This window comes from Maribacter flavus, from assembly GCF_008386635.1.
Classification (GTDB): domain Bacteria; phylum Bacteroidota; class Bacteroidia; order Flavobacteriales; family Flavobacteriaceae; genus Maribacter; species Maribacter flavus.
Genome location: NZ_VUOE01000002.1, coordinates 736,167 through 748,693, shown reverse-complemented (window position 1 = coordinate 748,693; position 12,527 = coordinate 736,167). Strand labels below are relative to the sequence as shown.

Annotated in this window: 9 protein-coding genes; 3 read left to right on the top strand and 6 right to left on the bottom strand. The window is 40.2% G+C overall.

Annotated elements, in window-relative coordinates:
• Positions 1 to 49 precede the first annotated feature (49 nt).
• Positions 50 to 1,375 carry a dicarboxylate/amino acid:cation symporter gene (locus tag F0361_RS13575; protein ID WP_154919298.1) on the top strand — a complete coding sequence of 442 codons (1,326 nt, stop codon included), beginning with the start codon at positions 50 to 52 and terminating at the stop codon, positions 1,373 to 1,375.
• A gap of 185 nt (positions 1,376 to 1,560) precedes the next feature.
• Entirely contained in the window at positions 1,561 to 2,733 is a 1,173-nt protein-coding gene (locus F0361_RS13570) for a flavohemoglobin expression-modulating QEGLA motif protein (protein ID WP_246160891.1), read from the top strand.
• Between the two features lie 61 nt (positions 2,734 to 2,794).
• Here the strand turns inward: F0361_RS13570 and F0361_RS13565 are convergent, their stop codons facing one another.
• From F0361_RS13565 to F0361_RS13550, 4 genes are all read right to left on the bottom strand, one after another.
• The gene (locus F0361_RS13565; RefSeq protein ID WP_154919296.1) at positions 2,795 to 3,574 is read right to left on the bottom strand and encodes a DUF1206 domain-containing protein; all 780 of its coding nucleotides are present in this window, start codon (positions 3,572 to 3,574) and stop codon (positions 2,795 to 2,797) included.
• Between the two features lie 71 nt (positions 3,575 to 3,645).
• Positions 3,646 to 4,050, bottom strand: coding sequence for a thiol-disulfide oxidoreductase DCC family protein (locus F0361_RS13560; RefSeq protein WP_246160890.1), 405 nt, complete (start codon positions 4,048 to 4,050; stop codon positions 3,646 to 3,648).
• 40 nt (positions 4,051 to 4,090) lie between these two features.
• Positions 4,091 to 5,743 (bottom strand): tetratricopeptide repeat protein, encoded by a 1,653-nt coding sequence (locus tag F0361_RS13555; RefSeq protein ID WP_161598239.1) that lies wholly within the window; start codon positions 5,741 to 5,743, stop codon positions 4,091 to 4,093.
• 68 nt (positions 5,744 to 5,811) lie between these two features.
• The gene (locus tag F0361_RS13550; RefSeq protein ID WP_161598238.1) at positions 5,812 to 7,665 is read right to left on the bottom strand and encodes a tetratricopeptide repeat protein; all 1,854 of its coding nucleotides are present in this window, start codon (positions 7,663 to 7,665) and stop codon (positions 5,812 to 5,814) included.
• Between the two features lie 324 nt (positions 7,666 to 7,989).
• On the opposite strand from F0361_RS13550, the gene F0361_RS13545 reads away from it, so the two are divergent.
• Positions 7,990 to 9,546, top strand: a complete 1,557-nt coding sequence (locus F0361_RS13545; RefSeq protein WP_154919288.1) for a thiol-activated cytolysin family protein — start codon at positions 7,990 to 7,992, stop codon at positions 9,544 to 9,546.
• Between the two features lie 139 nt (positions 9,547 to 9,685).
• Here F0361_RS13545 and F0361_RS13540 read toward each other — a convergent pair whose 3' ends face one another.
• Positions 9,686 to 11,857: an endonuclease MutS2 gene (locus F0361_RS13540; RefSeq protein WP_154919286.1), complete on the bottom strand. Its 2,172-nt coding sequence runs from the start codon at positions 11,855 to 11,857 to the stop codon at positions 9,686 to 9,688.
• A gap of 185 nt (positions 11,858 to 12,042) precedes the next feature.
• The gene (locus F0361_RS13535) at positions 12,043 to 12,471 is read right to left on the bottom strand and encodes a hypothetical protein (protein ID WP_154919284.1); all 429 of its coding nucleotides are present in this window, start codon (positions 12,469 to 12,471) and stop codon (positions 12,043 to 12,045) included.
• Between the last annotated feature and the right edge of the window lie 56 nt (positions 12,472 to 12,527).

Genomic DNA, 12,527 nt, shown 5'->3' with positions numbered 1-12,527 from the left:
AGTGGCGTGTCTGCTTTCTATTTGGTATCTTGAGCCAAAAGATTAACATATGCGTAAACTGGAATTGCACTGGCAAATATTGATAGGAATGCTCTTGGGCATTCTTTTTGGTTTCTTGATGACCCAAGTCACCTGGGGAAAGGACTTTGTAGGGGACTGGATACAGCCTTTTGGCACCATTTTCGTCAAACTTTTGAAGTTGATTGCAATCCCCCTTATTTTAGCCTCACTAATTAAAGGTATTTCAGACCTAAAGGATATTTCAAAATTCAGGAACATTGGCGTAAGGACCATTCTAATTTACATTACAACAACTGTCGTCGCCATAACCATAGGGTTGGTTTTGGTGAATATCATGCAGCCTGGTGAGGGTATTTCAGAAGAAACCATTACGAAATTGACGGACACCTATGCCAGCGATAGCGGCGTTACTTCAAAGATGGAAGAGGCATCCAGACAAAAAGGGGCGGGACCGCTCAAATTTTTGGAAGATATGGTCCCCGATAACGCCCTCGCTGCTATGACCGATAACAGTCTCATGTTACAGGTAATCTTTTTTGCCATATTCTTGGGGATCTCTATGTTATTGATCGGAGAAAAGGATGCCGAACCGCTCAAAAAGTTCTTTGACTCTTTGAACGATGTTGTGTTGAAAATGGTGGACCTTATCATGTTAACGGCTCCCTATGCCGTATTCGCTTTGTTGGCCGGAGTCGTAGTCTCTTCCAGTGATCCGGAACTATTGCTGGCTCTCTTGAAATATGCCGGTGTGGTTGTATTGGGGCTGGCATTAATGATTCTGTTTTATTCCATTGTTGTATCCTCGTTCACCCGGTACAATCCTTTGACATTTTTAAGTAAGATGAGCCCGGCGCAGTTGTTGGCTTTTTCTACAAGTTCCAGTGCTGCCACCTTGCCCGTCACTATGGAACGGGTAGAGGAGCACATTGGTGTGGACAAGGAAGTCTCCAGTTTCGTCCTACCCGTGGGGGCAACAATCAATATGGATGGGACCAGCTTATACCAAGGAGTCGCGGCCGTCTTCATTGCGCAGGCATTGGCCTTTGACCTTACCTTGGCGAACCAGTTGACCATAGTTTTGACCGCTTTGTTAGCTTCTATTGGTTCAGCAGCCGTACCGGGCGCTGGAATGGTAATGCTTGTAATCGTACTGGAATCCATTGGATTCCCACAGGATAAATTGGCCATTGGTCTGGCATTGATATTTGCGGTGGACAGACCCTTGGACATGTGCAGAACCGTTGTAAACGTTACGGGAGATGCTACCGTAGCGATGATGGTGGCCAAATCCGTGGGAAAACTCGGAAAGCCAAAAGTAAAAAATTGGGACGACCACTATGAAGAGGTGAAATAGGGAGGAATAGATCAAGTTCAAGTAACAAATTCAAGTATCAAGTTCAAGCACAAAAGCTGTTGGCTGTTAGCCGTTAGTGGTTAGGGGTTAATGAAAACCATAAAAACCAACTCTAATTGCCAATAGCTCTCCGCGTATGGCGTATAGCTTACAAAAAATTAATAATCTACCTGAATCGGCCAAAAATGAAGCAAGAACCTATGATGGAAAATTTGGTGAACGCGTATCCATATGTTTTCGAAATTGATGGAAACCTTGACCGGTTGATAAGGAGCATAGAACTCCTAAGCTATGTAAACCCCTTGAACATCGAGAAGGAAAAGCACGCTTTCTTTGCTTCAAAATATACCCAAAATCCTGAGTTTCGCTATCCCAAATTAAAGTTTGACCCTTATAAATTGCACCGTTTGTTCTTTTCGCAACGTTTGGAACGTATTAAGGACGAAAAATTGAGAACGGCCTATCAGGAGATTATCTATTACTATTCCAACATGGTTCAATGCATCCAGACCATTGGCCAAAAGAACAGATTTCATTACAATTCCCTTAGGGTATATGGATCCCCGACTGAAAAGGACGTTGAAAATGCCAAGTATATATTGCATTTTACCGATGAAACCCAGGGTCCGGATATGGAAAGAAAATTTACCCCTCTCGAGGCCAAGGAATATTTTGAAGAATTTGCAAGTAGGTATGACTTCCCCCTAAAAATAAAATATTCCACCAGCATTGCCGCCGATGCCATGGTAAGCAATGCCACCAAGACATTATTGATTAAGAAAAATACCAAATTCAGCAAGAATCAACTACTGACCTTGGCCAACCATGAAATCGGTGTTCACATGGTTACCACCTTCAATGCACAGAACCAACCCCTAAAAATATTTTCCAATGGATTTCCCAAAAACGTGGAGACGCAGGAAGGACTAGCCGTTTTCAGTGAGTATATGAGCGGTGCCTTGACACTAAAGCGTTTGAAAGAATTGTCGCATCGAGTTTTGGCATCCGATAGTTTGATTAAAGGCTACACTTTTGCCGATACCTTTGACATGATTCATTCCCAGTACAAACTTGATAGGGATACGGCTTTTTCCATTACGCTAAGGGCCCATAGGGGAGGAGGGTTTACTAAAGACCGATTGTACCTGAGCGGACTACGCAAGATATATAAGCGATATCAGCAACAAAAATCCATGGACATATTGTTATCTGGTAAGGTTTCCTTGGATTGGGAAGAACTGATTGAACATTCCTTAAAGATAGGTTTAGCCGTTCCCAATAGCTATGACAATTTTGCCTTTCAAACAAATAAAAATGAGAATAAAACCTTGGATTTTATATTGAACAACCTTAAATAAGGGGCTCCAAACCGTAAAGGATTAACCGCAGCTCAGTTAAAATATCGAATCTACAATTAACCTAATTAAAGGAGCGATATCGGGCCATGGTAAACATATAAACGCCATAACAGGCAAGTCCAGCAGCAACAATGCCCATCAACCATGGTCCAGAAGAATTTTGCTGCAAAAAGGAAAATGCGCTCTCAGTGCCTTTCATTTCACCAGAAGTATTACCCACAGAAAGCCCGGCAGTAATGAAGAAATAGGCTATGATCCCAACTAAAATACCCCGGGCCGACAGTCCGGCGTAGCCCATATTTTTAATGAATTTTATTTTAGTGGTTTCCGACATGGCCTTGAGATTGAATTTGGAAATAAAAGTTCCCTTATAGGCCTTTACAAATTGATAAACACTTTTTCCTGCCAAACAAAAACCTACTACAATAAAAAAGGACTGCTGATATTCAGGTGGTTTCAAGGAAGATTTACTTCCTCCATTATTTCCGGTTTGTGAGAATGCGTTTATCAATGATAAAAATCCAAGCCCCATGTAAATTAGTCCACTAATGAAGAAACTTATGCGTTTAATCGTACCTTTTCCATCATCCCCTATGTTTTCAGGATCTTGGATACTTTGAATAAAACGCCACAATGCATAGCAACAAAGTCCTAGTCCAAGTGCCACCAAAATAAATTTCCCAAAAGGTTGCTTTTCCAAAAATTCAATGACCTCTAATTTACCGGCTTTTTGGCCACCTAGATTAAAGGCTGCCAAAAAGGCCAATACACCCGTAATCAAATAAACTACTCCTTTTGCAACAAAACCTGTGCGTGCCGTCTTTATAATTTTATCATCCACGTTTACAAGTTTCCATATTTAATCCAGAAAATGTAACTTGTAAGCTATGGTTGTTAATCCAATCGAAATAACTAGAGAAATTTGGCCCTGATTTCAGGACTTGGAACCATACAGTCTTCCCTTTTACCGAACCATGCGTATCTATATTTTGCAATTAAATCGTATACGATATCACGTATTTTACTGGGAATCAATTGAAAAATTTTAGAAACTGTCCTATATCCTTTTAAAGACTTGCCTACTTCCAGTGCAGCATCGGATTTTATATAAAAAGCCACTCCCGGTTCGATCAGCACAACGGAATCAATTTTAGTGGTGTCAATTTTTCGTTCTTTTAGAAGTCGTTGGCCCACATCGCTTTGTAAGGAAGTAAACTGAAAAACATCCTTGTGATCCCGTTTTATAACGAACTGGACGAAACCGTTACAGACGTTGCATAGCCCGTCAAATAGAATAATTTTTTTTGCTTTTTCCACAACACAAAGATAATGCAGCTTTAATACTAGACCTAAGGGTTTATAACGTATTTAAGAATTGGTTCAAATCTGTTTCCTTGTCCAGGCCCAGTTTCTTTTTGAGTCGGTACTTGGATTTGAGGATACTATCCGGTAAAACGTTTAGGGTTGCCGCAATTTCCTTGGTGGTGAGGTTCATGCGAAGAAAGGCGGCCAGGCGGATTTCCTTTTCAGATATATCCGGATAAATGGTCTTTAGTTTTTGGTCGAAGTCGTTGTGGACTTCGGCAAAATAACTTTTAAAGACCTCCCAGTCCTTGTCCGATGCATTTTCCTTTTTCAATAGCATCACGATGCGCCGGAATTCCATCTTGAACTTTTCCGGGGAATTTTTGATGTTTTCCAAGTTTTCCATTAGTTCCTGTATAAAGGTGTTCTTTTGTACCAAGTGCAGGGTCTGGCTTGTAAGCTCCTTCTGTTTGTGCTCGATTTCCTGTTGATAAATTGCCTCCTGTTTTTCCCTTGCAATTCTATTTTTCTTTATTCGCTGCCGAAAGCCAAAGAATAAAAGTCCAGAAACGGCAACAGCAGAAGCCATTCCGCCAGCATAAAGACCTTTTTTAAGATTGCTGATTTCTACCTCTTGGCTTAGGGTTTTTATTTCTTCTTCCTGAAGCGCAATCTCTGCTTCTTTCTTTTCGGTTTGATATTTAATTTCCAGATTGTTTATTCTTTCCGTCACCTCAATTCCTTTAAGGCTGTCATATAAATGGTTATACTTTGTCCTATACTCATAGGCACTTTTAAAATTATTGGTAGCTGCTTTAATTTCGGCCATCTTTCCATACCCTCGTATGAGTCGCTCTATATTTTGGGTGTTGTTGGCGATGTTCATTGATTTTTGAATGTATTCTTCCGCCGGTCCATAGTCTTTCTCGACCATTGCTATTTCCCCAAGATTTCTATAAATTAACCCTATTAATTGTGGTTCCCCGTATTTTTCAGAATGCCTTAATGCTTTGGAATAGTAGGATTTTGCTACGTTAAAATCTTCCAAATCATCATAGACAGCACCTATGTTATTATATTCCCGAGTTAGCGCAATACTTGGGTTTTTTTCAAACAAGGCAATACTTTTAAGATGATATTCAAGGGCTTTTTCATACTGGCCTTCATAACGGTAATTTGCGGCGAGATTTCCCCAACATTTAGGGATGAAATCATTCAATCCATATTTTATACATATTTCTTCGCTTTGTTGGTAGTACTTGTTGGAAGCTTTCAAATTTTTAACATCGAACATTAGGTTGCCCATATTCAAATAGCTTCTTGCCAAATCAATTGGGTCTCCATTGATTCTTTCGTTAAGCTCCGCCGACTTTTGATGCGATTTCAAAGCCTCGTCATATTGGCTTAGGTATCTCTGCGAAATTCCTAATTGGTTGAGTGTATTGGGCATGGGACCCTGGATTTTAAGCTGTTCCAATAGATTTAGTGCTTTTTTGCAATTATCGATGGAATTTTGAAAGTCCGATTTCAGATAGAAATAATGCCCCAATAGTTGATATGCCTTGGCTTCAAAATAAATTTCCTTCTGTTTAATTGCATTAAGCATTAGGCTATCGGCAATAAGTCTAGCCTCTTCTAAATTTTTTTCTACTGATTCCTGGTAACGCAGTATTTGAGCTTCGAAGGCCAAGCTATCCAATTTCATTTTGCTACCGTTTTGGGCAATTATCGATGCAAAAGAGAATGTTAGTATTAGAATTGTAAAATATCGCATCATAGCGTGTTTAAAAATTGGTTCAAGTCGGTATCCTTGTCCAGGCCCAGCTTCTTTTTGAGTCGGTATTTGGACTTTAAAATACTATCCGGGAGCACGTTTAAGGTTGCTGCGATCTCCTTAGTGGTAAGGTTCATACGAAGGAAAGCAGCCAGACGAATTTCCTTCTCTGAGATGTCCGTATAAATAGTCTTAAGTTTTTGGTCGAAGTCGTTGTGGACATCGGCAAAATAACTTTTAAAAACCTCCCAATCCTTATCCGAAGCATTTTCCTTTTTTAATAGCATTACGATACGCCTAAACTCCATTTTGAACTTTTCCGGGGAGTTTTTGATTTTTTCCAAGTTCTCCATGAGTTCCTGGATAAAGGTGTTCTTTTGAACCAAGTGCAGGGTCTGGCTGGCCAATTCCTTTTGTTTGTGCTCAATTTCCTGTTGGAAGATAGCCTCTTGTTTTTCCCTGGCAATGCGGTTTTTCTTTATACGTTGCCGGAATCCGAAGAACAACAAACCTGAAACGGTCACAAAGGTGAACATGCCACCGGCATAGAGCCCTTTGGTCAATGTATCCACTTTGGCCTTTTCATTTAAGGTGTTGATTTCTTCTTTTTGCAGGGCAATTTCCGCTTCTTTTTTTTCGGTTTCATATAAAGTTTGTAGTTGTTCTATTTGCTTGGATTTCTTGGTATTGAAGATGCTATCCTTTATAAAATTCATTTTAAGTAAATCTTCTAAGGCATTCGTTTCCATACCCCAAAGCGCATAGGATTTTGACCTAAATTCCAACGCATTTTTAAGCTCATTGGCTTGGCCCAAAGAGTCTGACCAAGAAATAGCCCTGTTAAGATGAAATAAAGCAGAATCCTTATTTTTAAGAAGGGCATGGGTATAGCCCACATGATATTCATGGACAATTCTGTTAGCCATACTTTCATCATGTTCAGTGTTTTTAGTCGATTCATGAAAACTATTCAGGGCCTCCTCAAGTTTTCCCTGTTCCCGAAGTGCAATGGCCAAGTTGCCTAAAGATAAAGATCTAGATTCCTTAAAACCGTAATCTTCGCAAATGGTGAGTCCTTTTTTATAACTTTCAATAGCATTGTCATACCGTTTAAGTTCCAAGTAGACATTCCCAATATCCGACCAAACATAGGATTGAAATAGGTAATCATCAACTTTTTCATAAATATCATTGGCTTTATTTAAATAAGAAAGTGCGTCTTCAAAATCTTTTTCCTGATAATTGAGTTTGGCGATATTTCTATAAACATCTCCTTGGCGAAAAATATCCCTCGGTATAGTATCAAGTATATTTAATGCCGCCTTAAAACCTTTCATGGCGTTTACGTAATCTCCTTGTTCGTAAAAATGGTAGGCCCTATTATTGAGCGTAACTCCATAATTGAGATAATCCTTTTCTACAAGGTTCATTTTTGCGACAGTATCCATAAGCTTTATAGCTTTTACATAATTGCCATTTTGTCCTTCTATAACACTTATATTGGCCATAGCACTGGCCAAATTTCTATTACTGCCAAAAAGCTTTGAGAACCTAATGGCCTCTTGATAGTTCAGCATGGCACTATCCATTATTTGCAATGCTCCATAAGCATTTGCCTTAAGAAAATGTCCGTCAGAAAGTCCATTTCCATAATTGTTATTTTTACTAATACTTAATATTAAATTGGCTAGAGCAATGGATTCCCTTGAGTCATTATACATATGATGTTCTACCATTTGAGCCAAAATATCCACACTATCCCTGTAACTCTTACTTAGCTTTAATAATTCACCAAGACTATCCGATTTAACCAGAGGTTCTTGCGAGAACAGGAGTGAATTAATAGAAATCAAAAAAAACGCTAAATTTTTAATACAGTTCATAGTTATAAATGAGAAATATCAATATAGAAACTACAAGTTAAACTTAAATACCTCAAATTCAGTCCTGTCCATACTTTGTCCATGAATTTGAAGTCAAAAGATAATTATAAATTTATTTAAAATATTGATTATCAGATTTCTAAAAAAAATAAGTCAATATCAATTTACAATATGTCCATACCCAATTTATGCCAATATGATTTCACTTGTCCATACTTTGTCCATGGACAAAATTAGGTAAGCCATTGATTGAAAGATAGTTTTGAGGTGTTGAATCCAATAAACCGTAAAATTATGAAAACATTCAATTTTAAAAACATGAACGGAATGTCCTTAATATTGGCCATTCTCTTATTTGCCCTCAGTTCTTGCAGCAAAGACACCATTGATGGCCCGGAAAAAAACGGAGGTGTCAGTGGTGTAGAGGCCGATAGTATTAATGCATATATCGCCAGACTCTCTTATGACCCAGATGCCCTTTTAAATGTCCAAAGCACACCTGGATCAGAGAGCCGAGTGGTCAGCAACAACTCTAATAACAGTCTGGGGAATGTTACAGAATGCAAAACCAATGAGTATAATATTCGCTCAAATTTTGAAGATGTTGCAATTTTTGACCCAACATTAGGGGTTATTTATCCCGGTGCATTGGTTATTGGTAATGATCAAATGTTGGACGGGGCCCCCCAACCGCTGCAAATAGCAAGAGCCGGTATGAAATTACGCTTAGACCTTCCTGGAATTGGTGATAAGGGAACCCTAGAAATAAATGATCCAGATTACGGGACCGTTCAAACCGCGTTGGATGAGGGCCTTGAATATTGGAATAGTGAAATTGCTCCTCAAGGTTATGAAATTGCCTCCAACGCCTATTACGAGTCAACGACAGCGTATACGTCCCAACAGATGAGTTTAGACTTGGGAGTAGGTGTAGAGTGGGCAAGCGGTTCCTCGTTTGAATCGCAATTCAGTTACAATAGCAGCTCTCAAAAAAGAGTAGCGGCCATACTTTACAGACAGGTCTTTTATGAAGTAACCATGGTTACCCCGGATTCGCCTGCAGATGTATTTGGTAGTAAGGTAGACCTAAATAGAGTTAAATCTCTTATGAACTCCGATTCCCCTCCTGCCTATGTCAGTTCCGTACAATATGGAAGAATAATCATGGTTCGTATGGAAACAACAAGTACCGAAACAAGCGTAGAACTTGATGCCGCCTTGGAGTATGCCAGTATAGGGAAAGACGTAAATGCAGATGTTGAGGCTAAATACAAATCGATTTTGGAACAATCCACTATCAACGTGGTAACCATTGGCGGAAATGCAGAAGTGGCTTCACGCGTAATTACCGGAAGTGACGTAGCATCATCTGGAGGTCTTAATTATGTTATAAATGAAGGAGCCCTTTACAGCAGGGACAATCCTGGAGCACCGATTGCCTACACCATTAAATATTTAAAAGATAATCGCATTGCCAAAATGGGGTACAATACCGATTATCGATTGGAAGAATGCCAAACATATGCGTATGTTCATAAGAATGCCAGGCTAAGAAAAACTATTGGAGTAGATGTTCGTTTTAGGTTCTCCTATAAGAAAAGAGGAACCCAAACAACGGAAGAAACCGATTGGAAAAAAGTGGATGAAAAGAACATTTTCTTCAACTTGAGCCCGCCAAATGGAGCACATGATGTGCATATACAATTTCAATACTGGGACCTTGTTTGGAAAACCATGGGAGAATTCGACCTAAATTACATTAATAGTGAAAAGTGTTATGAAGCCTATTGCTCCAAAACATTTCTAGGTATTTGTACCGAGTATACGATTCAATCCGTTAGTTGTAATTAGCGTTTATGTTTTGAGAAATGCAGTCGGCACCCAAAGTTGGGATTCAACAACTTGGTGTCGGCTGTTTTTTAAAGAATTTCAGGGTGCTCCATCATATTAAATCGTATACGATTTAATATATATACTTGATAATCAATTCCTATTTCGACTTTTCTACCAAATCTAACTGGTCCACACTTACGTTCGTGGTAAACATGCCATAATTGACAATGGCTTTTCCTTTTTCCAGGGAATCTATGGTGCCAACGGCCTTTCCGTCAAACATTCGTACCCGATCGCCCACCTTAAAAACAGGTTTGGGTTTGCTTTTTTCCTTTTGGATGGCCTTTTTCTTTTCTACTTTCTTTTTCTCCCGAATCACCTTGACCTCCTTTTGGACTTCTTGCGCTACCTTGGCCTGCTTGGCCCGTTCCTTTTTGGCCTCCGCAGCCGATTTCTTCTTGCGCTTACTATTTTCTGTTTCCACAATCCGCAGTAACTCGGAAATCAAGGGTCTCTTTTTGTTGTTCTGGAAATATTTGTCCGCAGCAATATTTACTTTGTTGCCCAACTGGATCATACGCTGGTCATGGTCGTACAGCTCCTGGTAGTTTTCCAATTTGGACTTTATCTTGGCATTCAATTTTTCCAATCGTTCCGCCTCTTCACGTGCCTTGGCTTCTTCTTCTTTAAGCTTGGAGCCCGTTTCCGCCATTTTACTGCGTTCCTTCTGTAATTTGGCAATGGTAGCATCAAACCTGACCTTCCCGCGCTCGATTTTCTTTTTGGCCTTGTTGATAAGCGAGTAGGGGATGCCATTTTTTTGTGCCACCTCAAAGGTAAAGGAGCTTCCTGCCTGACCCAAGATTAACTGGAATGTCGGTTCTAGGGTCTTACTGTCAAAAAGCATGTTGGCATTGGTTGCGTGCGGCAGTTCATTGGCCAATGCTTTCAAATTGGCATAATGGGTGGTAATGACCCCGTAAGAGCCCCGTTCATAAAACACTTCCAAAAAGGTTTCCGCCAAGGCACCGCCCAGTTCCGGGTCACTACCTGTTCCAAACTCGTCGATCAGGAACAAGGTGCTTTCATTGCAACGTTTTAAGAACTGGTTCATGTTTTTAAGTCGGTAACTGTACGTACTTAAATGATTTTCAATGGATTGATTATCTCCTATATCGGTTAATATTTTATCGAAAAAGCAGACTTCGCTTCGTTCATGTACAGGGATCAAAAGTCCGCTCTGAAGCATTACTTGCAATAGTCCTATAGTCTTTAGGGTAATACTTTTACCGCCCGCATTGGGTCCGGAAATCACGATGATCCTATTCTCGGCATGTAGTTCGATGGTTTGGGGAAAAGTTTTCTCCCCCTTTCGCTTATTACTAAGAAAAAGAAGAGGGTGGAAGGCATCCCGTAGATACAATCTCCGCGCTTCATTCAATTTAGGCAAAAGAGCATTGATATCCTGCGCGTACTTCGCTTTAGCCGCAGTAACATCTATTTGGGTCAGATAATCCTGATAATCGCTTAAAAGAGCTCTAAATGGCCGGATTTGACTTGTCAAACGATTCAAGATCCGTTGTATTTCCTCCTTTTCGTCAAACTCAAGATTGTTGAGTTCCCTACTGTACTTTAAAGCGGCTTCGGGTTCAATGTACACGATACTTCCCGTTTTTGAGGTCCCCATGACCGCACCGCGCACCTTTTTACGGTACATCGCCTTAACGGCCAATACGCGCCGGTTCTCTACTACCGACTCCCGTATTTCATCCAGATAGTCGGAAGATTGGTAAGTGGCTAGCGCATTGCCAAAACTTTGACTTATTTTTCCCCTAACTTGGTTCATCTGTCTTCGGATGCGTAATAGGTCCTCGGAGGCATTGTCCTTTATCTCGCCAAATCGGTCTATAACATCATTTACAAGTTCCGGAATCTCTTTATTGGGTTCCAATTCCAAGGCAAAATCATGCAGCAGGGGATAGTACTCCTGGAATTTTTTGAAAAATTTCTGATGTGCCAACACCGTATCGCAAATATGGGCGATACGCTTGAAACCTTGAAGCTCCAAAGTTGTATTTTCAATTTTCAATAGTCGCAACTCACCATTGATACTATCAAAACCATGATTTGGGATACTGTTCTCGCTTACGATGGAAGAAAGATACTCGGATGTCATACCCAAAGAATGCGTCATAAGGGATGCATTGCCCAAAGGTGCTATTTCTAACGACGCCTCTTTTCCCAGGGCAGTGTTACATCTTATGGAAATCTGTTGCAAAACTTTGGGGAACTCGAGATCCTGTAAGGTTTTAGAATGAATTTTGGCCATATATCTATTTAGATGGCGGTAAAGGTAGTTATTGGCAACGATATAGAGAAAGGCGTCAATTGCAATAATCAGTGGCTTGGTGGAGCATATTGGCCCAAAAAAGATATGAAGATATATGTTCCTTGAATCAAGGAATTTTAAAACCTTTCCTAGTTTCTTCCGGATACAATAACTGTCGAGGATAATTAATTCGCCTCAGAAGTTGCGGCCCAAATATCCTCTTGTTCCCTCGTAGGTTCCAAAATAGGCTGAATTTGGGGCTTGATGCGCATGTATTCCTGAAAGCGATAGGATTCCAGCACATCGGCCATGGCCATGGTCTCCTTACTGGAGAGCTGCTTTAACAGCTCGTATTTGGCCTTGGGAGAAAGGGTTTCATCCTCTTCAATGGCCTTCCGTTTCACCAAGAATTTGGCCACGGTTCCTTGAAATTCAAGGGCTTGGTCCATGCCCATAACCAAACGGGGCTGGTATTTAGCAGTGATGTCCACGGCTTCGGAACGTATTTTACCATTAATCTTAAGGGCATACAGTGTCTGGCCCGAAACATGAGAAGAGCAGAAAACGGCAATTACTGCGATTAATACCGTCTTCACTACAAAGTTTTTCTTCATAACAAACATGATATTAATGAGTTACAAATTTAATAACTAGATTGTTTTTTGTCAAG